The sequence below is a fragment of the Pseudonocardia sp. UM4_GMWB1 genome (genome assembly GCF_017312155.1).
GTDB lineage: Bacteria > Actinomycetota > Actinomycetes > Mycobacteriales > Pseudonocardiaceae > Pseudonocardia > Pseudonocardia alni.
The window spans coordinates 949,756-974,664 of record NZ_QJPN01000001.1 but is presented as its reverse complement, the minus strand read 5'-3'; the positions used below and the strand labels follow the sequence as shown (position 1 = coordinate 974,664).

The window sequence follows — 24,909 nt, the reverse complement described above, 5'->3', positions numbered from 1 at the left end:
GGTTCACTGGTGGGATGGAGCGCGTCCTCGTCACCGGCAGTTCCGGCCACCTCGGTGAGGCGCTGGTCCGCACGCTGGCCGGCGACGGGGTGCCCGTCGTCGGTCTGGACCGGCGGCCCTCGCCGTGGACTGCGGTCGTCGCGTCGCTGACCGACCGCGACGCCCTGCGGTCGGCGCTGCGCGGGGTCAGCCACGTGCTGCACACCGCGACGCTGCACAAGCCGCACGTCGGCTCCCACAGCAGGCAGGACTTCGTCGGCACGAACGTGTCGGGCACGCTGGCGGTGCTGGAGGAGTCCGCCGCCGCGGGGGTGCGGGGCGTGGTGTTCACGTCCTCGACCAGCGCGTTCGGCCGCGCGCTGACCCCGGCGCCGGGCGGGCCCGCGACCTGGATCGACGAGACCGTGGTGCCGCGGGTGCGCAACGTCTACGGCGCCACGAAGACCGCCGCCGAGGACCTGTGCGAGCTGGCCGCGCTGGACCCGGGGCTGCCGGTGGTGGTGCTGCGGACCTCGCGGTTCTTCCCCGAGGCCGACGACCGCGACGAGGTCCGCGCCGTCCACGACGACACCACGCTCAAACTGGTGGAGTTCTGCCACCGGCGGGTCGACGTCGCCGACGTCGTGTCCGCGCACCTGGCCGCGGCCCGGCGGGCGCCCGAGCTCGGGTTCGCCCGCTACGTGGTCAGCGCACCGCCGCCGTTCCACCGGTCAGACCTCGCCGAGCTGGGCCGCGACCCGGCCGCGGTGCTGGAGCGGCGGGCCCCGGCCCTCGCCGCGCTGCTGGCCGGGCGCGGCGGGCCGGTCCCGCCGGTGGACCGGGTGTACTGCCCGGACCGGGCGGTCGCCGAGCTCGGCTGGACCCCGGTCTGGGACGTCGACGCCGTCGTCGCGCGGGTGCGTGACGGCGGGCCGCCGCGCAGCCCGCTGGCCGACGCCGTCGGGGCGAAGGGGTACCACGATTCCCCGACCGGGGTGTACACCCGGTGATTTCACCTCGCCGGACCGGGTGACTGTAGGTCGTCAGGGCTAACGCCGTGGGTACGACCGGCGGTAGAGGTGACACAGCACGTGTCGCCGACCGTGACGCCGTACCCCGGAGGTCCTGCCATGACCGGCCCGCAGCACCGACCCAGCCCCGGCCCGCGCGGTGCCGACGCCGACCGCGCCCGGCCGTCGCCGCGACCGCGGCACGGGTTCGACGACCACGAGTTCCCCGAGGACTCCTACCAGGGCGGCTACCCGGACCTGCGGCCGTCGCGGCCGGTGGAGCGGGCGACGCCCACCGACCCGGAGGGCTTCGGCGAGCTGTACGGCGGGACCGGTCCGCAGCCGACCGTGGGGCGGGGCGGGTACGCCGCACCGATGCGCTACGAGGGCTACGGCGCCCCCGTGCCGGCCGGCGGGTCGCAGCCGGGCGGCGACGACCCCGACGACGGCGGGTACGGCCCGTACGGCCGGGCCGCGCACCGCCAGTCCGAGGAGCCGGTCACCCCGACCCGGGCCGCCTACGGCGAGTACGGCGACCCCGGGTCCCGCGGCGGGACCGCGATCGACGGCGGCCCGCCCTACCCCGGCCCCACCGGCTCCGGGTACGGGCGCACGCGGGCCCCGGAGGAGGACGAGCCGGTCCGCCCGGCCGTCCCGTACGACGACCCGGACCACGTCGCGGACCACGAGGACCTGCCCCGGGACGAGGTCGTCGGGGCCGGGCCGCTCGCCGCCGCCACGTCCGGCCACGACTCCGGCGACGACCGGGCCGGGCACGAACGGCCCGGGTACGGCGAGGGCGGCGGGACCGCGGTCGTCGAGCGCTCCGCCGTCGGGACCGGCGCCGGGGCAGTGCCCGCGCCGCGTCCGCCGTCGGAGTCCGGCGGCCGTCGTCCGGCGACGGTGGCCGAGGCCGCCGCGGCCCGGTTCGGCGCGACCGGACGGTCCGCCGACACGGCGGCGGCCGCACCGGCCGTCGAGGCGACCGGGCCGGTGACCACGACGCCACGCGCGGCCGCCCCCGCCACGGCCGCCGCGCCGGTGCGGGTCGCGAAGGACCCGACCGCGCTCACCGTGCTGCGGGTCCTCACCTACGTACTGGTGTCGCTGTCCTGCCTGGTCTTCCTGGCCGGGGTGGTCTACGGGCTCGTGGTGTACCTGGAGTTCCGCTCGGCGCTGGGCACGTCACCGCTGTTCGGGGGCGGCACGCCGTTCGGGAGCTGGTGAGGGCGCCGGGCGTGGCTCACGGCTCCGCGAGCCACGCCCAGGACAGCGGCGGGAGATGGGCCCGCCCGCCCTCGGTGCGGACCGGCCCGTCCGAGGACAGCACCGTGTCCAGGCCGGTGACCAGGGCGGCGTCGACCGAGGCGGGCCGGTCGGACACGTTGACCAGCCCGACGAAACGACCGCCGCGCGGGTGCCGCCGCGTCCACCCGAGCACCGCCGGGTCGTCGAGCACGGGCACCTCCACCGGCGCCGACGCGTGCAGCGCGGGCAGCTCGGCCCGCACCGCGGCGAGCCCGGTCAGCGCACCGAACACCCGCCCCTCGACGGTGTCCGGGTCGTAGCGGCGGGCGAACGCGGCCTCGTCCATCGGGGGCCGGTGCATCCAGCGGTTGTCCGCGGCGCGCTCGGGGTCGGCGCGGTAGCCGGTGTCGTTGGCCAAAGCCAGCTCGTCGCCCATGTAGAGCAGGGGGATGCCGCCCCAGCCGTAGACGACGGCGTGCGCGAGCAGCAGGCGTCGCACTCCCGCGTCGAGGGCGGCGGGGTCGTGGCGGGCGCGGGCGTCGTCGATGCCGCAGAGCGCGGCGGCGCTACCGGAGATGCGGGCGTCCCCGGTGTCCGGGTCCTCCTGGAACAGGGCGCCGCGGGCGAAGCTGCCCGGGAAGCGTCCGGCGAAGAAGTCGTTGAGGAACCGCCGGTGCGACGGGCCGTCCCAGCCGACGGCGGCGGCGTCGACGTCGGAGACGGCCCAGCCGATGTCGTCGTGGCAGCGGACGTAGGTCGCCCACGCCGTCGTCGGCGGGGCGGGGGTCATGCGGCGCAGCGCGTGCGCGGCGAGGCGGGCGTCGCGGGTGGCCAGGCTCGACCACACCATCACCATGAGCTGGTTGTGGTAGGCCAGCTCGCACTCGGGGCGGTAGCGGTCGTGTGCGCCGAGGTAGCCGACGAGGTCGTCGGGCGCGACGATCGCCTCCGCCTTGAAGACCACGGCCGGGGCCGCGATCCGGGTGAGCGCGTGCAGCGCCTGCAGCACGTCGTGGGCCTCGGGCTGGTTCTGGCAGTTCGTGCCGAGCCGCTTGCCGAGGAACGGTGCCGCGTCCATCCGCAGGACCTCGACCCCGCGCCCGGCCAGGGTGAACACGGTGCCGAGCATCGCGGCGAACACCTCGGGACAGGTCCAGTCCAGGTCCCACTGGTAGTCCCAGAACGTCGTCCACACCCAGCCGCCGTCGCCGCCGTTCGCCCCGGGCACCCAGCTGAACGATCCGGGCGCGCGGTCGGGGAAGACGTCGGGGATCGTCGCCTCCCAGGCGTCGGGCATCTCCCGGTCCGGGTAGGCGGTGTAGAAGCCGGCGTAGCGCGGGTCGCCGGCGAGCCAGCCGCGCGCCCACGGGTGCTCGGCGGCGGTGTGGTTGAGGACGAGGTCCACGCACAGGCTCATGCCGCGCTCGCGCAGCGCCCCGGCGAGGGACTCCAGGTCGTCCATCGTGCCCAGCCGCGGGTCGACGGCGGTGTAGTCGGCGACGGCGTAGCCGCCGTCGTTCTCGCCGTCGCGCGGCCTGAGCAGCGGCATCAGGTGCAGGTACCGCACGCCCAGGTCGGACAGGTGGTCCAGGCGGGTGCGGATGCCGCGCAGGGTGCCCGCGAAGCGGTCGGTGTAGGCGACGTAGCCGACGGTGCGGGGGTCCTGGAACCAGTCGCCGTCGACCTCGCGGCGGCGGTCGAGCTCGCGCAGCGCCTGCGGGCGGGCGGCCGCGGCGGCCAGCGCGGCGCGCACCAGCCGGGCGGTCAGCCCGCCCGGGTCGGCGACGGCGCCGTAGAGGGCCTCCAGCGGCAGGTGCGCATCGGCGTACCAACGTTCGGTGCGGGCGAGGAACCCCGCCGCCTCGACCGCGCCGAGCGCGGCGACCGCCTCCCGGGACAGCTGCGGGAGCAGGTCGTGCAGGGCGGCCCGGGCCCGGCGGCGACGCTCCGAGTCGGGCCGGGCGCGGACGGCGTCGCCCGCAGCGGTCGTGCTGATCACCGCGCCATCCTGCCGAACGGCGCCGCCGCTGTCAGGTGCGCGCCGGCACCTGCCGCAGCCGGGCGACGAAACCGGCCGGGCCGCCCGCAGCGCGACGGTGGAGTCGGCGTCCGGGTCCTCGGTGGGGCTGCGGCCGGTGCCGCGCGGGTCGAACCTGACGACGGTGTGGTCGGCGGCCATCGCGTCGGCGAGCGGGCCGAAGCCCTCGGCGCCCATCGGCGAGCCGACGAGCACGAGCAGCGGGCCGGTGCCGCGGACGTCGAAGGTGACGCGGGCGTCCGGGCGGTCCAGCAGATCCGTGGTCACGACGGTGCCTCCTCGCGGGCGGTGTCGTGGTGCCGACCGTCGACGGGCACCGGACTCCTCGCCGTACCGTGGGAGGCACTCCGACAGAACGGACGAAGCCCCCGTGAAGACCCGCGTCGCCCCGGTGCTGGGCGTGCTCCTCGTGCTGGCCCTGCTCGTGGGCGGTCTGGCCTGGTTCGCCGGAAGCCGCGGGTTCACCCCCGACGACCTGCGCGAGCTGGTCGATCCGCCGCCGCCGGAGCAGTGCGACCAGCCGGACCCGACGACCTCGGGCTGCCTCACCCCGTCCGCGCTGCGCCTGCACGACGCCGCCGTGGCCCGGTTCGGCGAGCCGGGCCCGTCAGCACCGGTCCGGGCGGTCACCTGCTGGTCGGAGCACGCGTGGAACCCCTCGAGCGACCACCCCGCCGGCCGGGCCTGCGACTTCTTCCCGGCCGGCTACGGCGACTTCCCCGCCGGCCAGGACCTGGAGGACGGCTGGGCCGTCGCGACCTGGCTGCGCGAGAACGCCGCCGAGCTGCGGGTCCGCTACGTGATCTGGCAGGGCCGGATCTGGTACCGCGGCACCGGGGACTCCGGGGAGGGCCGGGAGAACTGGGGCCGGCCCTACGACGGCGGCGGGGTGTACGACCCGGAGGACGCCACCGGCGGGCACTACGACCACGTCCACGTCAGCGTCCGCCGGTGAGCACCCCGCTCACAGCACGTGCTGGCCGTACATCTCCCCCAGCGGGTCGGCGATGAGCTCGATGCGCGCACCGTCGGGGTCGCGGAAGTAGACCGAGACACCGGAGTGCACCTCGTGCTCCACCCCGGCCTCGGCGAGCCGCGCGACGAGCTCGTCCCACCGCTGCGGCTCGACGCTGATCGCCATGTGGTGCAGCCCGCCGAGGACCTCGGCGTAGGGGCCGACGTCGAGGCCCGGGAAGTCGAAGAACGCGAGCAGGTTCCCGTTGCCGATGTCGAAGAAGAAGTGCGAGGACCCCGGGTAGTCCCGGTTCTCGATCAGCTCGGTGAGCGGGAAGCCGAGGACATCCTGGTAGAAGCGCACGGTCCGCTCGACATCCGAGCTGACCAGCGCGGTGTGGTGCAGGCCGCGGGCGGTCGAGGCCGGCCGCTCCCCCGCCGGCTTCAGGTGAGCGGAACGGATCCGGTCGCGGGCGGCGTCGAGGGCGGCGATGTCGGTGGGGGTGCCGGTGTCGGTCATGGCGGTCAGCCCTTCAGCAGTGAGGTGAAGTCGGGGACGTCGGCGAACAGGTCGGTGCGGGTGGCCGGCGGCCGGGCGGCGACGGCGTCGGCCAGCTCGCCCGCGGCGCGCCCGACACGGCCGTCCAGTGTGGTGCCCACCTCGGTCGCGCCCCAGTCCTCGGGTGCGGCGAACACCGCGGTCGGGACCGTCGCGGCCCGCAGGTACGCGAACAGCGGGCGCATCGCGTGCTCCAGGGCCAGCGAGTGCCGCGCCGTGCCGCCGGTCGCGGCGAGCAGCACCGGGGTGCCGGTGAGTGCGTCGCGGTCCAGGACGTCGACGAAGGTCTTGAACAGCCCGCTGTAGGACGCCGAGAAGATCGGCGTCACGGCGACGACGGCGTCCGCCGCGGCCACCGACTCCAGCACCGGCGCCAGCGCGGTGTTCGGGAAGCCGGCGACCAGGTGGTCGGCGAGGTCGCGGGCGTGCTCGCGCAGCTCCACGACCTGCACCTCGGCCCGCTCGCTCCGGTCGGCCAGTGCGGCCGTGACCGCGGCGGCGAGGCGGTCGGCCAGCAGCCGGGTCGACGACGGCGTCGACAGCCCGGCGCTGAGCACGACGATCCTGCGGGTGGTCATCACGCGACCTCCTTCTCCTGCGTCCCGGTGCTGTCGGTGCTGCCGGTGCCCGCGGCGTCGCGGGCGGCGACCAGCGAGGCGTGGGTCGGCGCGTCCGGGACACCCGGCGCGCGCAGCGCGGCGAACTCCTTGCGCAGCACCGGCACGACCTCCTCGCCCAGCAGGTCGAGCTGCTCCAGCACGGTCTTCAGCGGCAGGCCGGCGTGGTCGATGAGGAACAGCTGGCGCTGGTAGTCACCGACGTAGTCGCGGAAGCCCAGCGTCCGCTCGATGACCTGCTGCGGGCTGCCGACGGTCAGCGGGGTCTCGCGGGTGAAGTCCTCCAGCGAGGGCCCGTGCCCGTAGACCGGCGCGTTGTCGAAGTACGGCCGGAACTCGCGCACCGCGTCCTGGCTGTTGCGGCGCATGAACACCTGCCCACCGAGGCCGACGATCGCGCGGTCGGCCGGTCCGTGACCGTGGTGCTCCCAGCGCGTGCGGTAGAACTCGACCATCCGCTTCGTGTGCGACGCCGGCCAGAAGATGTGGTTGTGGAAGAAGCCGTCGCCGTAGTAGGCGGCCTGCTCGGCGATCTCGGGGCTGCGGATCGAGCCGTGCCACACGAACGGCGCGACGCCGTCGAGCGGGCGCGGGGTCGAGGTGAAGCCCTGCAGCGGGGTACGGAAGTGCCCCTCCCAGTCGACGACCTCGGTGTCCCACAGCTTGCGCAGCAGCGCGTAGTTCTCGACCGCCAGGTTCAGGCCCTGCCGGATGTCCTGGCCGAACCACGGGTAGACCGGGCCGGTGTTGCCGCGGCCGAGCATGAGGTCGACGCGGCCGCCCGCCACGTGCTGCAGCATCGCGAAGTCCTCGGCGATCTTCACCGGGTCGTTCGTGGTGATCAGCGTGGTCGAGGTGGACAGCTGCAGGGTCTCGGTGACGCCGGCGAGGTAGCCGAGCGTGGTGGTCGGCGACGAGGAGAAGAACGGCGGGTTGTGGTGCTCGCCGATCGCGAAGACGTCGAGCCCGACCTGCTCCGCGTGCTTCGCGATGGTCAGGACGTCCTGGATCCGCTGGGCCTCGGTCGGCGTGCGGCCGGTCGTCGGGTCCGGCGTGACGTCGCTGACCGTGAAGACTCCGAACTGCACGGCTTCCTCCTCTGCTCGTCGACGGCTCATTGGTTGATCCGTCATCTACATCCTGCGGCAACATAGATGATGAGTCAACTATTCCGCTACGATGGTGCCGTGACACGGTGGCTGGACGAGCGCGAGCAGGTGGCCTGGCGAGGGCTGCTCCGGATGCAGGCACGCCTGCAGGGCGAGCTGCACCGGCGGCTGCAGACCGGGTCGGGGCTCTCGCTCACCGACTTCGACGTGCTCGTCGCGCTGACCGACCGGCCCGACGAGCGGTGCCGGGTGCTGGAGCTGGCGACGCTGCTGGAGTGGGAGAAGAGCAGGCTCTCCCACCACCTGGCCCGGATGCAGAAGCGCGGCCTGGTCGCCCGCGAGGAGTGCGACGACGACGGCCGCGGCAACTACGTCGTGCTCACCGCGGCGGGCCGGGCGGCGATCGAGGCCGCGGCGCCGGGGCACGTGGAGACCGTGCGGGAGCTGGTCTTCGACGCCCTCTCCGACGACGACGTGGCCGCGCTGACCCGGATCACCGCCGCCGTGCAGGCCCGGCTCGACGGTCGCGACCCCCGCTGACCGCGTTCCGCGGAACGCGCGACGGCCCGCACCGGGCGTCGCCGGTACGGGCCGTCGTGAGCGGGACCGCGATCAGAACAGCAGGTCAGGGCACCAGGATGGCGCGGCCCCTGACCGTCCCGGCGTCGAGGTCGTCGAGCGCGGACTGGAAGTCGTCCAGGGCGTAGGTGCTGGTGTGCAGGGTGACCCGGCCGCGGGCGGCCAGCTCCATCAGGTCGCAGAGATCGTTGTAGGACCCGACCAGGTTGCCGACCACGTTCACCTCGGCCGAGATCAGATCGATCGTCGGGACGTCGACGTTCTCGCCGTAGCCGACCACGTGGTAGTCCCCGGCGCGCCGGGTCATCGCCAGGCCCTGGGCGGTGGAGCCGCCCTCGCCGACGAAGTCGATGACGGCCTCGGCGCCGTTCCCGCCGGTGAGCGACAGGACCTCGTCGACCTGCCCGCCGTCGGCGACGATCCCGTCGTCGGCGCCGATCTCCAGCGCCAGCTTCACCGCGTCCGGGTTGCGGTCGAGCACGACCAGCCGGGCCGGGGTCAGCGCCTTCAGCACCTGGATGCCGATGTGGCCGAGCCCGCCCGCCCCGATGACGACGCAGGTGTCGCGCGGACCCAGCCGGCGTGAGGCCTTGGCCGCGGCGTGGTAGGCGGTGAGACCGGCGTCGGCGAGGGCGGCGACGGCGGCGGGCTGCAGCGAGGGGTCCAGCTTGACGACGCTGCGCGCCGAGGTGCGCAGGTACTCGGCGTAGCCGCCGTGGGTGTCGATGCCCGGGAACGCCGAGGCGGTGCAGTGCACGTCGTCGCCGGAGCGGCAGGCGCGGCACAGGCCGCAGGTGGCGAGCGGGTGCAGGATGACGCCGTCGCCCTCACGGACGTGGGTCACGGCCGACCCCACGGACTCGACCCAGCCCGCGTTCTCGTGGCCGATCGTGTAGGGCAGCGTCACCTGGGACTTCTCCGCCCACTGCCCCTCGAGGACGTGCAGGTCGGTGCGGCAGACCCCGGCGCCGCCGATCCGGACGACGACGTCGAACGGGTCGACGACCTCCGGCTTCGGGACCTCGGTCAGCTCCATCGGCCGGTGGTAGCCGACCACCTGTACTGCTCTCACGACACGGATCCCTTCACGGACTCGGGGTAGCGGGTCTTCAGGAGCCCGCGGCAGAAGTGGGCGTTGCCCTCGATGGAGATCCGCACCGAGCGGGCCATCCGCAGCTTCAGCGGGACCTGCTCGGCCGGGTACGGGACGCCGTCGTGGCCGACCAGGACCGGCCGGTCGCCGCCGGTGGGCAGGCCGATCGCCGCGCGGCGGCGCAGCAGGGCGTCGGTGGCCGGGCCCGCGGGCAGGTCGGCCAGGGTGACGCCGTGCAGCGACTCGGGCGTCCGGTCCGGGTCGACCCGCAGCAGCCCGGTGAGCGAGCGCTCCATCGCGGCGGTGTGCGCCTTGCGCCGGAAGGTCTCGCGCAGCTCGTCGAGGTCGGACTCGGCCTCGTGCCGGAAGGTGCCCTTGTAGCCGGCGTCGGCGGCCAGCCCGGCGTTGATGAGGTCGGAGTCGTGGTGGTCGTCGAGCTCGACCACGACCTCGCCGGTCCAGTCCAGCGCGGTGAGCACGTCCTTCGCGTCCGAGCACATCAGGTAGGCGAAGTTCGGCGCGCAGAACGCGGTGGGCAGGCGCAGGTGCACGGTGACCCGGTCGCCGTCGACGTCGAGGGAACGGACGAACTCCAGGTCGGTGATCGGCTCGTCCAGCTCGGGGTCGACGACGGCGTCGAGCGCCCGGAACGCCTGGTCCGTACGCGAGGTGCGGGCGAGGGCGGGGGCGCTCACGAGGCCACCGGGACCTCGGTCGGGGTCTCGTCGCGCAGCTGCAGCTCGGCGGGGACCTCGATGTCGTACATCGCCGCGGCGTTGAGACCCAGGATCTTCTTCTTCTGGGCGGTGGTCAGCGGCGCGTACTCGGACAGCTCGTCCGGGATCTCGAAGTCGACGAAGCGCTCGACCAGCCAGCGCGGGGTCCAGATCGCGTAGTCGCTGGAGAACTGGATGCGGTCCTCGCCCAGCCAGTACAGGAGCTCGCCGATGATCTGGCCGAAGTACTTGGGCCGGGTGTGGATGAACGGCATCGCGACAGCCAGGCCGGCGTGCACGTTCGGTTCCTGGGTGGCGATCCAGCAGAAGTCCTCGAGGCGCGGCAGGCCGCAGTGCTCGACGACGAAGTTCAGGTCGGTGAAGTCGGTGGCGACCTTGTCCACGTCGGCGACGTCGAACGCGTCGCGGTCCAGCGGGCGGATGGTGGGGCCCTTGTGGATGTGGATGTTGCGGATGCCCAGCTCCTGGGCCGCCTCGAGGTACTTGTAGGACCAGTGGTCGTCGAGCTTCCAGCCGCGGGACTCGCCGTGCCACTCCGCGGTGTAGAGCTTCGCGCCCTTCAGGCCGAAGCGCTTCGCGTCCTCGCGCAGCTGCCGCAGGCCCTGCTCGCCGTTGCGGGGATCCCAGTGGTGGTTGTAGGTCAGCTTGTCCGGGTGGGCCTGGGCGAGGGCGAAGGCCTCCTCGGTCTGGCCGAACCCGTTGTCGTAGAACTCGCCCAGGTAGGCGGGCTGGAAGACGGCATGGTCGACGTGGCCGTCGGTGAACAGGTCCTTCATCAGCCGCTCGCCGCCCTGGTAGAGGTAGTCCTCGTAGGGCCAGACCTCGGACTCGGGGCTCAGGTTGCGGTGGTAGTCGTAGAAGCAGTCGATGAACTGCTTGCCGTGGATGTTGCGCTGGTTCTCCGGGCGTGCGTCCCACAGCGCCACGTGGGCGTCCACGATGAAATAGGTTTCGCCGTTCTTCGAGTACATCGTTGTCCTCTCGGTCGCGGCGAGGTGGTGGACACCCCGCGACTGCGCGGGCCGGTGGGGATCCCGCGTCGAGGGCCGAAGGTAGGAACGGCGGCGCCCCGGCGGTCGTGATCACCGTCTCAACCTGAGACGAGACGGCGTCGCGACGGCGTCGCGGATATGACACGGTCGTGAGCAGCAGGTACGAGGAGGTACGCGCGATGGGGCAGTCACTGGCTCCGGCCCGGATCTCGGCGTCCTGGGCGCGCAGCGAGACCTACGGCGCCCCCACCGAGGCGGTCGACCCGGCGTTCACCGGCGCCGTCGACGACGGCTCGCTGTTCGCCCGGTGCGGCGGCGAGGTGCTCGCCGGGCTGCACGAGGGCCTGCCGGGCGAGCCGATCTCGCTGATGCTGACCGACGCCGACGGCATCGTCGTCTCCCGGCTCTGCGACGAGCGCGGCCTGACCGACGCGCTGGACCGCACCTACCTCGCCCCCGGGTTCGCCTTCGGCGAGCGGGAGGCCGGGACCACCGGGCTCGGGCTGGCCCTGGCCGACCGGGTCCCCTCGCTGGTCCGCGGCGACGAGCACTACTGCACCGGGCTGTGGGGCTACACCTGCGCCGCCGCGCCCGTCCTCGACCCGGTCGACGGATCGCTGCTCGGCAGCATCAACCTCACCACCTGGTCGCAGCGCTCCGACGGGCTGCTGCTCGCGCTGGCGCGCACCGCGGCCGGGCAGACGTCCGCGCTGATGCTGGCGCACGGGCGCGGCGCGAGCCCCCGGCGCGCGCCGCGCGGCGAGGTCTTCCGGGTCGCCCCGCAGCCCGTCGGCGGGACCGCGGCGCTCGGCCCGGCCTGGGCCGCCGCGCTCGACGAGGTCCGCGACGCGCTGCGCGACGGCGCCCGGGTCGGGGTGGTCGGCGAGCCCGGCGCCGGCAAGTCCGCGCTGCTCGCCGCGGCCCTGCGCACCGTCCGCCCGCGGCACCGCGTGCTGCACGCCCGTCCGCCGGCCGCCGAGGACGCGGTGTCCTGGCTGTCGCTGTGGTCCCCGGAGCTGGGCAAGGACGACACCGCGGTGATCGCGGGCCGGGTGCACGAGCTGCCCACGCCCGTCGCGACCCGGCTGGCCGCGCTGGTGCGGTCGCTGCCGGGGGCGACGTTGGCCGTCACCGCCGGCGGCGTCGACGGGGTTCCGGACGCACTCTCGGGGCTGCTCGACGTGGTCGTGGAGGTGCCGGCGCTGCGGCACCGTCCCGAGGACGTACCGGTGCTGGCCGCGCACTTCGCCCGCGACGGGGTGGCCTTCACCGACGCCGCCGCCCGCGCCCTGCGCACCTACTCCTGGCCGGGCAACGTCGAGCAGCTGCGCCGCACCGTGCGCGACGCCTCGGCCCGCAGCAGCCTCGTCGACGTCCGGCACCTGCCCCCGGAGCTGCTCGCCACCCGATCCGGATCGCTGACCCGCATCGAGTCGCTGGAACGCGACGAGCTGGTCCGCTGTCTCACCGAGCACGGCATGAGCGTCACCCGGGCCGCCGAGACGCTCGGGATCAGCCGGGCGACGGCGTACCGGCGGGTGCAGCGCTACGGGATCACCACCCCGCGCTGAGCGGCTGCGGCATCATCGGTGCCGTGCCGCAGACGGTCCTGGTCGCCGACGACGACCGCGCGATCCGGGAGTCCCCGGCCCGCTTCTCCGTCGGCGCGCAACGGCTCCTCCCGGGTCCCGGCAGCTGTCTCACCGACACCACACCGGATCCGTCGGGCCCCGGAGGTACCTGACCTCCGGCCCGATGAACGGATGCCCACCCGCCGTCCGCCCCCGACCTGCACCACCCGGACGGGGGACGCGCTCACCGGACCGGTACTACCGGTGGCCGTGCTCACGGCCGTGGCGGGTCCTCCGGCCCTGCCGATCCCCGTCGACGGTGGGACGATCGATGTGCCGGGCAACGACGCCCCGGGAGACCCGGCGGCCGGCCCGGCCACGGGACTCGACACCGCCACCGGACGACGCCGTCACGCCCGGTGACGAGGACCCCGCGTCGTGCGACGACGGCGGGCCGCCCGCCGCCTCGTGCGGCACACAGGGCACCATTCGGTGTAGGACCTGATGGGAGGCGATCGTGTTCGGACTCGCGGACACCGTGGCCGCACTGCTGGCCGCGATCCCTGCTGCGCCCGTCCGGTCGCTCCTCGTGATCGGGGTCGGGGCGTTCCTCGAGGGTCCGATCGTCACCGTCGCCGCCGCCGCGCTCGCCGGGGCCGGGCAGCTCCCCTGGTGGGGGGTGTGGCTGGCCGCGCTGGTCGCCGACGTCGTCGGGGACACCGCGCTCTACGCGCTGGGCCGCAACGGCGACCGGCCGGCCGTCGCCCGCGTGCTGAACCGGCTGGGCCTGACCGAGGAGCGCCGCGAGGTGCTGACCCGCGAGGTCCACACGCACCTGCCGCGGATCGTCATCGGCGCCAAGCTCGTCGACATCGGCGCGATCCCGGCCTACCTGGCCGCCGGGCTGTCCAAGGTCGGCTACCGCCGCTTCCTGGCCTGGATCATCCCGACCAGCGCGGTGCGCGCCGCGGTGCTCGTCGGGATCGGCTATGCGGCCGGGGACCGGCTCGCCACCGACCTGGAGTCGCGGCCCTGGCTGCTCGTCGTCGGCGGGATCGCCGTCGGGCTGACCCTGGTCCTCGGGCGGACCGCGATCGTGCGGGCCACCGGCTCGCGACGTCGCGCCGACGCCCGGTCCTGACCGCGTCGATCCCCTCGCGCCGAAGTCCCCGACGTCCCGGGGCACCTCGGGCGTGTCGGCACCCGCCGGGGCACCCGCGGCGAGCACCGTCCGGCCCGGGCGGCCGGACCACGGGAGAGGACCACGCGGTGAGCACGTCGACCTGGGCCGAGGCGATCGCCGCGGGCGCGTGACGTGGTGACGGTCGGCGCGGCCCGGATCGCCGCGCCCGCCCCGGGGATCAGCCGGTCCGGGTCCGCGATGACGGCCGGGCTGCTCGAGGGCCTCCCGCACGACGCCGACCGGGAGCCCCGCTTCGCCGACTACCTGTACCCGTCTTCCACCAACGCCACCGCGTTCAGCCCCACCGACGTGATGCCGCTGAGCCGGTGGACGACGATGCTGATGCTCGTCCAGGCGCTGGTGTCGCTGGTGACGATCGCGCTCGTCGTCCCCCGGGCCGTGAACGTCCTGGGTGGCTGGGTCCCGGGCGGAACTCAGCCACCCAGGAGGGACCGCAGCACCCCCGGTGCGTCCGACGGGCCGGCGACCGGCGCCCACCGCGCGTTGCTGCGCGCGGCCAGCTCGGCCGCCTGCTCGTGGTCGGACTCCGGGGCCAGGATCAGCAGCTCCGGGACCCGCCGCGCCGCCGGGACCGGGTCGTGGTCGTCGGTGGCCCGGCAGTCCGAGAGCAGCACGACGATCCGCCGCTCCGCCCGCGTCCGTTCCAGCTGCGCGGTGGCCGCCCGCAACGCACCGGACAGCGCGGTCACCCCGTGCCCGCGCAAGCCCAGCACCCGGTCGACGACCGCCGACGGCGGACGGGTGGACCCGATGTCGCGCAGGACCCGGGTCTCGGCCGCGAACGACAGCACCGCGTGGTCACCGGGCGCCCGGAACGCGCAGGCCGCGGCGGTCAGCGCCGCCGCGGCGAGCCGGTCCCCGCCCATCGACCCGGACGCGTCCACCACCAGGCACAACGCGAGCGCGGGCCGCGCCCAGGTGCGCGCGGTCAGCTCGTCGAGCCCGACCGGTCGCCGCGCCGCGCGGGCCTCGGCGACCGCGCCCAGCGAGGCGTCCAGGTCCAGGTCACCGCCGCGGTCGGCCGGGACCGCGCGCAGCCTGCCGATCCCGCGCCGGGTGACCCGGCCGGAGCGGCCGATCTCCAGCACGACCCGGCCGGCGAGCCTGCGGGCCGCCGCCCGCAGCTTCTCGTCGGTGGCCTTGCCCATGTCGACGAGCAGCGTCAGCGTCTCGTCGGGACGCTCGGCCAGCGCGGCGTCGAACGCGTCGGGGTCGAGCACCCCGACCTCGGGCGAGATCTCGGTGAACCCCGGGTGGCCCGCCAGGGAGCTGCGGGCCACCGTACGGTCCTCCGGGCGCGCACGCGGCCGGGACGGACGGGAGGAGCCGTCCGCGGGCCGGGGACCGCCCGCCGGTGGCGGGCTCAGGCTCCCCCCGACGCATCACCGCCGTCCGGGGCCCCGTCGGCATCGTCGGCGGGTTCCCGGCCGAACTCGGCCGTGTACAGCTCGCGGACGATGTCCTCGGCGCTGCGGGAGCCGGACTCGGCGAGCCGGATGCGGCCGGACAACGCGACCAGCGCCGCGTCCAGCCCGGCGCGCCAGTCGGTGGTCTTCCGGCCGCGGCGGGCCGCCAGCGCGGTGGTGATGCGGACGATGTCGATCGCGCCGCGGACCGAGGAGCCGACGTGCACGTCCGGGTGCTCGCGGGTGCGCCGGACCAGGGAGACGACCTTGGCGCGCCACTGCTCGTCGACCTCGGGGCCGCGCAGCGCGACGACCGCGGTCTCGTCCCCGGCGGTCTGGTAGCCCATCGCGATCCGGCAGACCCGGTCGTAGACGGCGGAGGAGATCCGGGCGGTGCCGACGGCGTCGAACGGATTCATCGCGGCGACCAGCCGGAATCCCCCGTGCGCGGTGATCCGGCCCAGCCGGGGCACGTGCAGCTCGCCCTCGCTCATCACGGTGATGAGGACGTTGAGGGTCTCCTCCGGGATCCGGTTGATCTCCTCGACGTAGAGCAGCGCCCCGGAGCGCAGCGCCTCGGCCAGCGGGCCGTCGACGAAGGTCTCGGGGTTGTAGCCCCGCTCCAGGACCTGGGCCGGGTCGAAGTGCCCGACCAGCCGGGCCGGGGTGAGCTCGGCGTTGCCCTCGACGAACACGAACGGGAGCTCGGCCTCCTCGGCCACCGACCGCAGCAGCGTCGTCTTCCCGGTGCCCGGCGGGCCCTCCAGGACGACGTGGGCGCCGGCCTCCAGCGCCGCGACGAGGAGCTCGACCTCCCGGCCGCGGCCGACGACGGGGGTCCCCGCGGGACCGGCCGCAGCCGATCCCGCGGGGTTCGTGACAGACCCCATCAGTGCTCGTGCACGAGGACGCCGCGGACGTTCTTGCCGTTGAGCAGGTCGTCGTAGCCCTCGTTGACCTGGTCGAGGGTGTAGGTCCGCGTGATGATCTCGTCGAGCTTCAGGTCCCCGCTCTGGTAGAGGCCGAGGATCTTCGGGATGTCGACGGTCGGGTTGCAGTCGCCGAACAGCGAGCCCTTCACCGTCTTCTTGAACAGGGTCAGGATCGAGCCCGGCAGCTGGACATTGGTCGTCGAGAGCTTGTTCAGGCCGGTCAGCACGACGGTGCCGCCCTTGCCGGTGTTCTCGAACGCGCCGGTGACGATCTCCTCGGTCACGATGCCCGCGGTGACGATCGTCTTGTCCGCACCGTTGCCGTTGGTCATCGCGCGGGCCAGGTCACCGGCCTCGGCGGCGGTGGCGACGGCGTGCGTGGCGCCGAGCTCCATCGCCTTCTCGCGCTTGTTGGCCAGCGGGTCGACGGCGATGAGGTTCTTCGCGCCGGCATAGCGGGCGCCCTGGACGGCGTTGATACCGATGCCGCCGACGCCGGCGACGATCACCGTGTCGCCCGGCTCGACCTTCGCCGCGTTGACCGCGGAGCCCCACCCGGTGGGCACGCCGCAGCCGACGAGCACGGCCTTGTCCAGCGGGAGGTCGTCGTCGACCTTCACCACCGAGTTCTGGTGGATCGTGGAGTACTGGGAGAACGTGCCCAGCATGCACATCGCGCCGTACTGGCCCTTCGGTCCGGTGAAGGGGAAGCGCTCGCCCGGCAGGTAGCCCTCGAGGATGGTCGCGCCCATGTCGCAGATGGCCTGCTGCCCGGTCGCGCACCAGCGGCAGACCCCGCAGTTGGGGATGAACGAGCAGACGACGTGGTCGCCCGGCTTCACCCGGGTGACACCCGGGCCGACGTCCTCGATGATCCCGGCGCCCTCGTGCCCGAGGACCATCGGCAGGCGTGCCTCGAGGTCGCCGTGCGCGATGTGGACGTCGGAGTGGCACAGCCCGGCGTGGGTGTAGCGGATGAGGACCTCACCCTGCTGCGGCCCGTCGAGCTCGAGCTCCTCGATCTCGATCGGCTTGCCGGCCTCGTAGACGACTGCTGCCGTGGTCTTCACGGGCACGCTCCTCTGCGCTGGTGACGTCGGTGTCGACCCGGATCCTGTCCCACCCCCGGGGGTGTGGCGTGTTCCACATGTGGACACGTGCGCACTGGCTCATACCGGGCGGGCTACGTCTCCGCCACGTCGAGCGCGCGCATCCGGCGGTACAGGGTGGTGCGGCTGATCCCGAGCGCCCGTGCGGCCTCGCGCTTGTTGCCGCCCGCGACCGTCAGGGCGTGCTGGATCGCGACCCGTTCGGCGCGCTCCCGGCCGCCGAGCCGGGTGGTCCGCGGACCGGGCCGCAGGTGCTCCGGCAGATCGTCGACGTCGATCCGGCGGGTCCCGGGCAGGTGCGCCAGCTCGGTCACGACCCGGGTCAGCTCGGTCAGGTTGCCCGGCCAGGCGTACGCGGACAGCGCCGCGACCGCGGACCGGGTCAGGATCAGCTCCCGGCCCGGCCGGACCCGTGCGGCGATGTCGGCGACCAGCCCGGGCAGCTCGTCGCGGCGTTCGCGCAGCGGCGCGAGCTCGACGCGGCTCGCGCACCGGGCGACCAGCCGCGCCGCCGGGACGGACAGCTCCTCGACCGGGCCGCAGGTGAGCACGAGACGGGTCGGGCCGGCGTCGAGCAGCGGGCGGAGCACGGTGCAGAGCTCGTCGGGCAGGACGTCCACGTCGTCGACGACGACCGCGGGCGCCCCCTTCCCGACCAGCGCGGACAGCCGGGCCGCCCAGTGCCGGGACGGTCCGGTGAGGGCGTCGGTGGCCGCCAGCACGACCGGGTCGGCGGTGCCGAGCAGCCGGGCCGCCTCGGTGCTGCGCCCCGTCCCGGGCTCACCCGCGACCAGCACCGAGCGCCCGGTGGGAACCGGACGCGCGGTGCGGCGGACCGGCTCGCGCGGCGCCGCACGGACCGGGACGAGGTGGAACAGCACCCCGTCCGCGGTGTCCGCGACGGTCTCGGCCCGTACCCGGATCCCGGCGCCGTCGGGCGCCTCCAGCACCCGGGTCAGCGGGCCGTTCTCGACGACCTCGGTCCGCAGCGTCGCGAGCAGGTCCATCCCGCCCTCGCCCAGCACGGTGACGGCGCTGCGGTTGGTCAGCACCACGTCCGAGCCGAGGACCGCGATCGGCGACGAGCGCCGACGGGTGGCCTCCTGGAAGGCGAGGAACAGCCTGCGGTCGCCGTCGCGGGCGGTCTCGACGATCCGCTCCTCGATGTCCCGGGCGGCCCGCGACAGCAGCGGTGCGAACAGCGGGTGCGCACGCCCGCCGGCGACGGTGATGTCGAGGACGCCCTCGGTGCGGCCTCGCAGCGGGTGCCGGATCGGGTGGCCGAAGCAGCTGACGCCCTTGAGCCCGGCCAGGAAGTGCTCCTCGCCGTGGACCGCGATGCCGCGGCCGGTCTCGGCGGCCGTGCCGATCCCGTTGGTCCCCAGCACCTGCTCGTCGGCGGCCGCCCCGACCACCAGGCCGATGTCGTCGAAGGCCGAGGCGAGGGTGCGGTCGTCGCACCAGATGTCGAGGATCCGGCAGTCGCGGTCGGCGAGCTGCACCGAGAACGGCTCACCGGCGAGCTCGGCCGCCAGCGCCCGCAGCACCGGCTCCGCGGCGACGGCGAGCCGGCCGACCCGATCGACCTCCGTGACCTCCGGCCGGTCGGCGCCGTCCGGGTCGATGCCCGCCAGCCGCGCACGCCGCCAGGACGAGGCGATGTGCTCGCGCACGCCCCCCGGGGCGGATCGGCCGACGGCTCCGTCGGAACCCATGGCGCACACCTTCCGTGACCGTGGTGACGGAGGCGACACTACCCGCGCCCGGCCGGGTCCCCGGTCGTGCGCGGGCGGGCGGGGTGCAGGATCGTCCGACATGGACCGACGCGTGCACGCGTTCACCGACGACGCCCTGGGCGACGACGACGCCGTCGCCCTCGCCGAGCGGCTGCGCCGCCGTGAGGTCGCGCCCCCCGAGCTGCGCGCCGCCGTCGCCGCGCGCGCCGCCCGGGTCGAGCCGCACCTGCACGGCCTCGCCCTGGACCGCACCGCCGACCCCGTCACCGGGGACGCCGACGGTCCGCTGGCCGGGGTGCCGACGCTGGTCAAGGACAACGTCGAGGTCCGGGGCTGGCCCGCGGGCCACGGCACCCGGGCGTTCGTCCCCGCCCCGTCGCGCGAGCACGCCGAGGTGACCCGGCAGCTGCTCGCGTGCGGGCTGGACCTGCTGGGCACGACCCGGATGCCGGAGTACGGGCTGAACGCCTCCACCGAGTTCGCCGACGCCGAGCCGACCCGCAACCCGTGGGACCCGCGCTTCTCGGCCGGGGCGTCGTCGGGCGGGGCGGCCGCGCTCGTGGCCGCCGGCGTGGTGCCGCTGGCCCACGCCAACGACGGCGGCGGCTCGATCCGCATCCCGGCCGCGGCCTGCGGGCTGGTCGGGCTCAAGCCGTCGCGCGGGCGGCTCGCGCCGAACGCGACCGGCGCCCGGATGCCGATCGACCTCGTCGCCGACGGCGTGGTGTCCCGCTCGGTCCGCGACACCGCGGTGTTCCTCGGCGCCGCCGACCGCGGGCGCCGCAACCCGGCGCTGCCACCGCTGGGCCTGGTCGAGGGCCCCGCCCGGCGACGCCTGCGGGTCGGGCTGCTGCTGGAGTCCCCCACCGGCGCCGCCGTCGACGCCGACACCCGCGAGACCGTCACCGCCGTCGCCGAGCTGCTCGCCAAGCAGGGACACGAGGTGTCCGACGCCGTCACCGGGGTGGGGACCCGGTTCGTCGACGACTTCCTCGACTACTGGGGGCTGCTCGCGTTCTCCGTGGTCACCGGTGGCCGGCTGCTGCACGGGCGCACCTTCGCCCCGCACCGTCTCGACGGCCTGACCCACGGCCTGGCCGACCACTACCGTCGCGCGCTGGCCCGCACCCCGGTGTTCCTGCACCGCCTGCGCAGGGTCGCGGCCACCCACGCCGAGCTGTTCACCCGGCACGACGTGCTGCTCTCCCCGGTGCTCGCGCACACCCCGCCGGAGATCGGGTGGCTCGCGCCGACGGTGCCGATCGAGCAGCTCACCGCCCGGCTGCTCGACTACGTGGCGTTCACCCCGCTGGCCAACGTCGCCGGGGCGCCCGCCATCGCGCTGCCCGCCGGGGCGACGGCCGGCGGGCTGCCGGTGGGGGTGCACCTGGAGGGCACGGTCGGCGACGAACGGACGCTGCTGGAGCTGGCGTACGCGATCGAGGCCGACCGCCCCTGGCGGCGGATCCGGGACTGACCCGGCCCGGACACGCACCGCTCAGACGTTGCCGCGCCGCTCCTGCTCCCGCTCGATCGCCTCGAACAGCGCCTTGAAGTTGCCCTTGCCGAAGCCGAGCGAGCCGTGCCGCTCGATGAGCTCGAAGAACACCGTGGGCCGGTCCCCGACCGGCTTGGTGAAGATCTGCAGCAGATAGCCGTCCTCGTCCCGGTCGACGAGGATCCCGCGGGACGCCAGCTCGGCGATCGGCACCCGCACCGACCCGATCCGGGCCCGCAGCTCCGGGTCGGAGTAGTAGGCGTCCGGGGTGTCGAGGAACTCGACACCCCGGGCGCGCAGCACGTCGACGGTGGTGAGGATGTCGTTCGTCGCCAGCGCGAGGTGCTGGGCGCCGGGGCCGCGGTGGAAGTCCAGGTACTCGTCGATCTGGGATTTCCGACGACCGGGGCTGGGCTCGTTGAGCGGGAACTTCACCCGGTGGTTGCCCGACGCGACGACCTTGCTCATCAGCGCCGAGTAGTCGGTGGCGATGTCGTCGCCGATGAACTCGGCCATGTTCGTGAAGCCCATGATCCGGTGGTAGAAGTCCACCCAGGAGTCCATGCGCCCGTACTCGACGTTCCCGACGACGTGGTCGAGCGCCTGGAACAGCCGGCGCGGCGCGTCCGCGGGCCGGTCCACCGAGGAGCTGCGGGCGACGTGGCCGGGCAGGTACGGGCCGGTGTAGCGGGACCGGTCGACGAGGGTGTGCCGGGTGTCGCCGTAGGTGGCGATCGCGGCGGAGCGCACGGTGCCGTGCTCGTCGGCCGTGTCGTGCGGCTCGACCAGCACGGTGGCCCCCTGGGCGCGGGCGTGGGCGAGGCAGCGGTCGACGTCGGGGACCTCGAGGGCGATGTCGACGATGCCGTCGCCGTGCCGGCGGTGGTGGTCGGCGACCGGGCTGTCCGGGTCGACGGCGCCACGCAGCTCGAACCGGACCGCGCCCGAGCGCAGCACGTAGGAGTGGTGGTCGCGGTTGCCGGTCTCCGGCCCGGAGTACGCGACGAGCTCCATGCCGTAGACGACCTGGTAGAGCTGCGCGGCCTGGGTGGCGTTGCCGACCGCCCACACCACGGCGTCCCAGCCGGTGACCGGGAACGGGTCGGCGGAGTCGTCGTGCTCGACGAGGCCGACCAGGCGTCGCAGGGCGGCGGCGTCGAGGTCGGCGAGCTTCTCGGAGTCGGTGAGGATGTCCATCAGTGCTCTCCCGTCAGTGTGCGGGCGGCCAGCTCCTGCGCCGCGGTGACCGTGGTGGTGCCGTGCGTGCGGGCGTCGGCGAAGACGCCGGTCAGGGTGTCGCCGATCGCGCGGGTCCGGTCGGCGACGGCGTCGGCGCTCCAGCCGAGGACCTCGCGGCCGACCAGGTGGATGGCGCCGCCGGCGTTGGCGACGAAGTCCGGGGCGTGGACGATGCCGCGCCGGCGCAGGACCTCGGCCGCGTACGGGTCGGCGAGCAGGTTGTTCGCCGCGCCTGCGACGACCGCGGTGGGGAGGGTCTCGGCGACCTCGGCGGTGATCAGACCGCCGGTGGCGCACGGCACCAGCACGTCGCACTCGCGGGTGGTCACCGCGCCGGTGCCGACCACCTCGGCGCCCAGCTCGTCGGCGACCGCGGCGCAGCGGGCCGGGTCGACGTCGGTGACGATCAGCTTGGCCCCGGCGTCGGCGGCGAGCCGGGCGACGTCGGCGCCGACGGCGCCGAGCCCCTGGACCAGCACCCGCAGCCCGTCGATGCCGTCGAACCCGGCCTCCGCGACTCCCGCGCGGATCGCGGCGAACACCCCGAGGGCGGTCATCGGTCCGGACGAGCCGGGCCCGCCCGCCGCGACCGACCGGCCGAACACGTGCGGGGTCAGGCCGGCCAGCACGTCCATGTCGGCCGAGCAGGTCCCGACGTCCGGGCCGGTGGTGTAGTTCCCGCCGAGCAGCTCCAGGTTGGCCGCGTGGATCTCGAGGATGCGGCGCCAGGTCGCCTCGCCGAGCTCGGCGCGCGGCGCCGGGAGCGCGATCACCGACTTGCCGCCGCCCATCGGCAGGCCGGCGACGGCCATCTTCAGCGTCATCGCCCCGGCGAGGCGGCGGGCGTCGGCGACGGCGTCGCCGGGCGAGGGGTAGACCATCGCGCGGGTCCCGCCCGACGCCGGGCCGAGACGGGTCGAGTGCACCCCGATCACGAACCACGCGCCCGTCCCCCGGTCGTACCGGACCGAGGTCAGTTCGCCGTCCCACTCGGGCAGAGCCATCCCGCGCCTCCATCGCCTCTCGCTGGTGTGCAGGGAGGACACCGTCGATCCCGGTATCTGCGCAACCGGCCCATCACGAGCTGCACAGCGGCGGCAGGTCACCCGGTCGCGGTGCCGGTCCACCTGGACGGATCGTCCAGGAGATCGGCGTCACTCCCGGGGCCCGCCGCCGGCGTCCGTAACCTGGACCGGTGACGACCAGCGACGCCACGACGCCCGCCGACCTGCGCGGCAGGCCGCGACCGCCGGTCCACCCGCGGACCGCGCCGTCGGACCCGGCCGGGCTGGACCCCGAGCGCGCCGCGCTGCACGCCCGCATCGCGACCGGCCCGCGCGGAGCGCAGGCCCGGGTCCCGCTGGTCGACGGCGCCGGCCGCCTACTCGGCCCGTTCACGACGATGCTGTTCTCCCCGCGCATCGGCGACGCCGTGCAGCAGGTCGGCGCGGCCCTGCGCACCGACGACGACCTCCCGCCCCGGCTGCGCGAGCTGGCCGTTCTCGCCGTCGCCGTGCACCACGGGTCGGCCTTCGAGTGGTCCGCGCACGAGGGCCTCGCCCGCGACACCGGACTGTCCGGGGCGCAGCTGCAGGCCCTGCTCGACGGCGGCGTCCCCGACGGCCTCGACGAGGCCGAGCGGGTCGCGCTGACCACCGTGCGGGCCCTGCTCACCCGGCACGACCTGGGCGACGACGCCTTCGCCACCGCGCTGCGGGTGCTGGGACGGGACACCCTCGCGGCGCTGGTGTGGCTGACCGGGTACTACTCGATGCTGGCCACGGCACTCGCCGTGTTCCGGCCGGAGTGAGGCCGGGTAACCCGCGCGGAGAGGGGAGGGACGCGATGAGCACCGCACCGAGCACCGCACCGGACGGGGTGCGCGTGGCCGCGGCCATGCACACCTTCCCCAAGACCTGTGGACCGGCGACGACCGTCGCGCAGGCGTGGGCGGCATTCGAGCGACCCAAGGTGCACTCGCTGCTGGTCCTCGACGCGGGACGGCTGCTCGCGGTGGTCGACCGGGCCGACCTGACCGGGGCCGGACCGGACGAGCCCGCCGCGCCCCTCGGGACGCTCGGCGGGCGGGTGGCCCACGCCGGCGACGACCTGGCGTCGACCTGGGCGGCGATGGCCGACGCCGGGCGGCGGCGGGTCGCCGTCGTCGACGACGCCGGCCGGCTGCTCGGGCTGCTCTGCCTCAAGCGGCACGGTCGCGGGTTCTGCTCCGACGCGGGCATCCAGGCCCGGATCGACGAGCGCGCGGCGGCCCCGGACGGGCCGTGAGGCGGCCCACCGCGGGGAACACCGGCGCCGGGCCGGACGCTGGACGGGGTGACCACCTCCGACGCCGCCGTCGCCATCCGCAGTCGAGAGGACCCTCCCGGTGACCCACACCGACGACACCGTGCTCCTGGACGGGGGCGTCGCCATGCCCCGTCTCGGGTTCGGTGTGTCCGAGTCCCGCGACGCCCACGCCGCCGTCGCCGAGGCGCTCGCGCAGGGCTACCGCAGCATCGACACCGCCGCCGTCTACGAGAACGAGACCGGCGTCGGCGCCGCGCTGGCCGGTTCCGGCCTGCCCCGCTCCGAGCTGTTCGTGACCACCAAGGTCTGGAACGTCGACGGCGACCGCCCCGACGCGCTGGGCGCGGCACGGCGCAGCCTGGACCGGCTGGGGCTCGACCACGTCGACCTGCTGCTCGTGCACTGGCCCAACGACGACCTCGGGCACTGCCTGTCGACCTGGGAGGCGATGGAGCAGCTGCTGGCCGAGGGCCGCACCCGCGCGGTCGGGGTGTCGAACTTCCGACCGTCGCACCTGCGCAGGCTCCGCTCGCTCGGCGGTCGGCTCCCGGCGCTCAACCAGGTCGAGCTGCACCCGCACCACCAGCAGCCGGAGCTGCGCGCGGTGCACGCCGCGCTGGGCATCGTCACCGGCGCCTGGAGCCCGCTGGGCCGCGGCGCGGTCCTCGGCGAGCCGGTCCTGGCCCGGATCGCCGACCGGCACGGCGTCACCCCCGCCCAGGTGGTCCTGCGCTGGCACCTGCAGCAGGGCACCGTCGCCGTTCCGAAGTCCGACGACGCGGGGCGCATCGCCGCCAACCGCGATCTCGCCGGGTTCACCCTCGACGGGGCCGACCTCGACGCCGTCGCCGCGCTGCACCGGACCGACGGACGGGGCCGGATCGGCCCGGTGCCCGACCGGGTGGACCGCATCGCGTCCTGAGTGACGTGTGTCACGTCCGCGTGAGGACGGCGGGGCGAACATCCTCGAACGACCAGTCCATCGAGGAGGC

Annotated in this window: 24 protein-coding genes; 11 read left to right on the top strand and 13 right to left on the bottom strand. The window is 74.9% G+C overall.

What is annotated here, in order from left to right:
- Positions 1 to 14 precede the first annotated feature (14 nt).
- Complete coding sequence (locus DMP15_RS04835) at positions 15 to 989, top strand: NAD-dependent epimerase/dehydratase family protein (protein ID WP_073576692.1); 975 nt, start codon at positions 15 to 17, stop codon at positions 987 to 989.
- Between the two features lie 120 nt (positions 990 to 1,109).
- On the top strand, positions 1,110 to 2,216 hold the full coding sequence (locus DMP15_RS04830) for a hypothetical protein (protein ID WP_073576693.1): 1,107 nt from the start codon (positions 1,110 to 1,112) through the stop codon (positions 2,214 to 2,216).
- A gap of 16 nt (positions 2,217 to 2,232) precedes the next feature.
- Here the strand turns inward: DMP15_RS04830 and DMP15_RS04825 are convergent, their stop codons facing one another.
- Entirely contained in the window at positions 2,233 to 4,542 is a 2,310-nt protein-coding gene (locus DMP15_RS04825) for an alpha-amylase family protein (RefSeq protein ID WP_337825496.1), read from the bottom strand.
- A gap of 103 nt (positions 4,543 to 4,645) precedes the next feature.
- Here DMP15_RS04825 and DMP15_RS04820 point away from each other — a divergent pair, with 103 nt between their 5' ends.
- The gene (locus DMP15_RS04820; RefSeq protein WP_179761678.1) at positions 4,646 to 5,230 is read left to right on the top strand and encodes a hypothetical protein; all 585 of its coding nucleotides are present in this window, start codon (positions 4,646 to 4,648) and stop codon (positions 5,228 to 5,230) included.
- A gap of 9 nt (positions 5,231 to 5,239) precedes the next feature.
- Here the strand turns inward: DMP15_RS04820 and DMP15_RS04815 are convergent, their stop codons facing one another.
- Genes DMP15_RS04815 through DMP15_RS04805 form a run of 3 tightly spaced genes read right to left on the bottom strand, consistent with a single transcriptional unit; the run spans position 5,240 to position 7,493 of the window.
- Positions 5,240 to 5,749: a VOC family protein gene (locus DMP15_RS04815; RefSeq protein ID WP_073576695.1), complete on the bottom strand. Its 510-nt coding sequence runs from the start codon at positions 5,747 to 5,749 to the stop codon at positions 5,240 to 5,242.
- 5 nt (positions 5,750 to 5,754) lie between these two features.
- Positions 5,755 to 6,366, bottom strand: coding sequence for a CE1759 family FMN reductase (locus DMP15_RS04810; RefSeq protein WP_337825495.1), 612 nt, complete (start codon positions 6,364 to 6,366; stop codon positions 5,755 to 5,757).
- Positions 6,366 to 7,493 (bottom strand): LLM class flavin-dependent oxidoreductase, encoded by a 1,128-nt coding sequence (locus DMP15_RS04805; RefSeq protein ID WP_100878880.1) that lies wholly within the window; start codon positions 7,491 to 7,493, stop codon positions 6,366 to 6,368. The genes DMP15_RS04810 and DMP15_RS04805 overlap by 1 nt, the downstream gene beginning before the upstream one ends.
- Before the next feature lie 99 nt (positions 7,494 to 7,592).
- On the opposite strand from DMP15_RS04805, the gene DMP15_RS04800 reads away from it, so the two are divergent.
- A complete protein-coding gene (locus DMP15_RS04800; protein ID WP_179761676.1) occupies positions 7,593 to 8,054 on the top strand; it encodes a MarR family winged helix-turn-helix transcriptional regulator in 462 nt (153 codons plus the stop codon).
- Positions 8,055 to 8,139: 85 nt separating this feature from the next.
- Here the strand turns inward: DMP15_RS04800 and DMP15_RS04795 are convergent, their stop codons facing one another.
- From DMP15_RS04795 to DMP15_RS04785, 3 genes are read right to left on the bottom strand one after another with little or no spacing between them, the layout of a single operon-like run.
- Positions 8,140 to 9,165 (bottom strand): NAD(P)-dependent alcohol dehydrogenase, encoded by a 1,026-nt coding sequence (locus DMP15_RS04795; RefSeq protein WP_337825494.1) that lies wholly within the window; start codon positions 9,163 to 9,165, stop codon positions 8,140 to 8,142.
- Entirely contained in the window at positions 9,162 to 9,881 is a 720-nt protein-coding gene (locus DMP15_RS04790) for an iron-sulfur cluster assembly protein (RefSeq protein WP_073576700.1), read from the bottom strand. The genes DMP15_RS04795 and DMP15_RS04790 overlap by 4 nt, the downstream gene beginning before the upstream one ends.
- Positions 9,878 to 10,894 (bottom strand): amidohydrolase family protein, encoded by a 1,017-nt coding sequence (locus DMP15_RS04785; protein WP_337825493.1) that lies wholly within the window; start codon positions 10,892 to 10,894, stop codon positions 9,878 to 9,880. Before DMP15_RS04785 ends, DMP15_RS04790 begins: the two co-directional genes overlap by 4 nt.
- 170 nt (positions 10,895 to 11,064) lie before the next feature.
- Here DMP15_RS04785 and DMP15_RS04780 point away from each other — a divergent pair, with 170 nt between their 5' ends.
- The 3 genes from DMP15_RS04780 to DMP15_RS04770 all read left to right on the top strand — a co-directional run bounded on the left by DMP15_RS04780 (position 11,065) and on the right by DMP15_RS04770 (position 13,627).
- Entirely contained in the window at positions 11,065 to 12,486 is a 1,422-nt protein-coding gene (locus DMP15_RS04780; RefSeq protein WP_301549026.1) for a helix-turn-helix domain-containing protein, read from the top strand.
- A gap of 23 nt (positions 12,487 to 12,509) precedes the next feature.
- On the top strand, positions 12,510 to 12,659 hold the full coding sequence (locus DMP15_RS04775; RefSeq protein WP_337825492.1) for a hypothetical protein: 150 nt from the start codon (positions 12,510 to 12,512) through the stop codon (positions 12,657 to 12,659).
- 344 nt (positions 12,660 to 13,003) lie between these two features.
- Positions 13,004 to 13,627 (top strand): DedA family protein, encoded by a 624-nt coding sequence (locus DMP15_RS04770; RefSeq protein WP_073576704.1) that lies wholly within the window; start codon positions 13,004 to 13,006, stop codon positions 13,625 to 13,627.
- Positions 13,628 to 14,103: 476 nt separating this feature from the next.
- Here the strand turns inward: DMP15_RS04770 and DMP15_RS04760 are convergent, their stop codons facing one another.
- The 4 genes from DMP15_RS04760 to DMP15_RS04745 all read right to left on the bottom strand — a co-directional run bounded on the left by DMP15_RS04760 (position 14,104) and on the right by DMP15_RS04745 (position 18,852).
- A complete protein-coding gene (locus DMP15_RS04760) occupies positions 14,104 to 14,970 on the bottom strand; it encodes a vWA domain-containing protein (protein ID WP_304580160.1) in 867 nt (288 codons plus the stop codon).
- A gap of 83 nt (positions 14,971 to 15,053) precedes the next feature.
- Entirely contained in the window at positions 15,054 to 15,986 is a 933-nt protein-coding gene (locus DMP15_RS04755; RefSeq protein ID WP_337825491.1) for an AAA family ATPase, read from the bottom strand.
- Positions 15,986 to 17,098: an NDMA-dependent alcohol dehydrogenase gene (locus DMP15_RS04750; RefSeq protein WP_073576706.1), complete on the bottom strand. Its 1,113-nt coding sequence runs from the start codon at positions 17,096 to 17,098 to the stop codon at positions 15,986 to 15,988. Before DMP15_RS04750 ends, DMP15_RS04755 begins: the two co-directional genes overlap by 1 nt.
- Positions 17,099 to 17,211: 113 nt before the next feature.
- The gene (locus tag DMP15_RS04745; RefSeq protein ID WP_157818362.1) at positions 17,212 to 18,852 is read right to left on the bottom strand and encodes a sigma-54-dependent Fis family transcriptional regulator; all 1,641 of its coding nucleotides are present in this window, start codon (positions 18,850 to 18,852) and stop codon (positions 17,212 to 17,214) included.
- A 100-nt stretch (positions 18,853 to 18,952) separates the two neighbouring features.
- Between DMP15_RS04745 and DMP15_RS04740 the strand changes: the two genes are divergently transcribed.
- Complete coding sequence (locus tag DMP15_RS04740; protein ID WP_100878886.1) at positions 18,953 to 20,350, top strand: amidase; 1,398 nt, start codon at positions 18,953 to 18,955, stop codon at positions 20,348 to 20,350.
- A gap of 21 nt (positions 20,351 to 20,371) precedes the next feature.
- Here DMP15_RS04740 and hppD read toward each other — a convergent pair whose 3' ends face one another.
- Positions 20,372 to 21,568, bottom strand: coding sequence for a 4-hydroxyphenylpyruvate dioxygenase (hppD, locus tag DMP15_RS04735; RefSeq protein WP_100878887.1), 1,197 nt, complete (start codon positions 21,566 to 21,568; stop codon positions 20,372 to 20,374).
- Positions 21,568 to 22,614, bottom strand: a complete 1,047-nt coding sequence (locus DMP15_RS04730) for a Glu/Leu/Phe/Val dehydrogenase dimerization domain-containing protein (RefSeq protein WP_073576710.1) — start codon at positions 22,612 to 22,614, stop codon at positions 21,568 to 21,570. Before DMP15_RS04730 ends, hppD begins: the two co-directional genes overlap by 1 nt.
- Before the next feature lie 191 nt (positions 22,615 to 22,805).
- On the opposite strand from DMP15_RS04730, the gene DMP15_RS04725 reads away from it, so the two are divergent.
- The 3 genes from DMP15_RS04725 to DMP15_RS04715 all read left to right on the top strand — a co-directional run bounded on the left by DMP15_RS04725 (position 22,806) and on the right by DMP15_RS04715 (position 24,839).
- Entirely contained in the window at positions 22,806 to 23,420 is a 615-nt protein-coding gene (locus DMP15_RS04725; RefSeq protein WP_083658817.1) for a carboxymuconolactone decarboxylase family protein, read from the top strand.
- A 35-nt stretch (positions 23,421 to 23,455) separates the two neighbouring features.
- Positions 23,456 to 23,896 (top strand): CBS domain-containing protein, encoded by a 441-nt coding sequence (locus DMP15_RS04720; RefSeq protein WP_073576711.1) that lies wholly within the window; start codon positions 23,456 to 23,458, stop codon positions 23,894 to 23,896.
- Between the two features lie 145 nt (positions 23,897 to 24,041).
- The gene (locus tag DMP15_RS04715) at positions 24,042 to 24,839 is read left to right on the top strand and encodes an aldo/keto reductase (protein WP_073576918.1); all 798 of its coding nucleotides are present in this window, start codon (positions 24,042 to 24,044) and stop codon (positions 24,837 to 24,839) included.
- The last annotated feature ends 70 nt before the right edge of the window (positions 24,840 to 24,909 follow it).

What these genes read in the sequence shown, in the direction of transcription:
- DMP15_RS04785 (WP_337825493.1), bottom strand. Translation starts at nt 10,894, where the DNA reads ATGTACTCGAAGAACGGCGAAACCTATTTCATCGTGGACGCCCACGTG.
- DMP15_RS04755 (WP_337825491.1), bottom strand. Translation starts at nt 15,986, where the DNA reads ATGGGGTCTGTCACGAACCCCGCGGGATCGGCTGCGGCCGGTCCCGCG.
- DMP15_RS04715 (WP_073576918.1), top strand. Translation starts at nt 24,042, where the DNA reads ATGCCCCGTCTCGGGTTCGGTGTGTCCGAGTCCCGCGACGCCCACGCC.
- DMP15_RS04740 (WP_100878886.1), top strand. Translation starts at nt 18,953, where the DNA reads ATGGACCGACGCGTGCACGCGTTCACCGACGACGCCCTGGGCGACGAC.
- DMP15_RS04835 (WP_073576692.1), top strand. Translation starts at nt 15, where the DNA reads ATGGAGCGCGTCCTCGTCACCGGCAGTTCCGGCCACCTCGGTGAGGCG.
- hppD (WP_100878887.1), bottom strand. Translation starts at nt 21,568, where the DNA reads ATGGACATCCTCACCGACTCCGAGAAGCTCGCCGACCTCGACGCCGCC.
- DMP15_RS04810 (WP_337825495.1), bottom strand. Translation starts at nt 6,366, where the DNA reads ATGACCACCCGCAGGATCGTCGTGCTCAGCGCCGGGCTGTCGACGCCG.
- DMP15_RS04830 (WP_073576693.1), top strand. Translation starts at nt 1,110, where the DNA reads ATGACCGGCCCGCAGCACCGACCCAGCCCCGGCCCGCGCGGTGCCGAC.
- DMP15_RS04720 (WP_073576711.1), top strand. Translation starts at nt 23,456, where the DNA reads ATGAGCACCGCACCGAGCACCGCACCGGACGGGGTGCGCGTGGCCGCG.
- DMP15_RS04745 (WP_157818362.1), bottom strand. Translation starts at nt 18,852, where the DNA reads ATGGGTTCCGACGGAGCCGTCGGCCGATCCGCCCCGGGGGGCGTGCGC.
- DMP15_RS04730 (WP_073576710.1), bottom strand. Translation starts at nt 22,614, where the DNA reads ATGGCTCTGCCCGAGTGGGACGGCGAACTGACCTCGGTCCGGTACGAC.
- DMP15_RS04815 (WP_073576695.1), bottom strand. Translation starts at nt 5,749, where the DNA reads ATGACCGACACCGGCACCCCCACCGACATCGCCGCCCTCGACGCCGCC.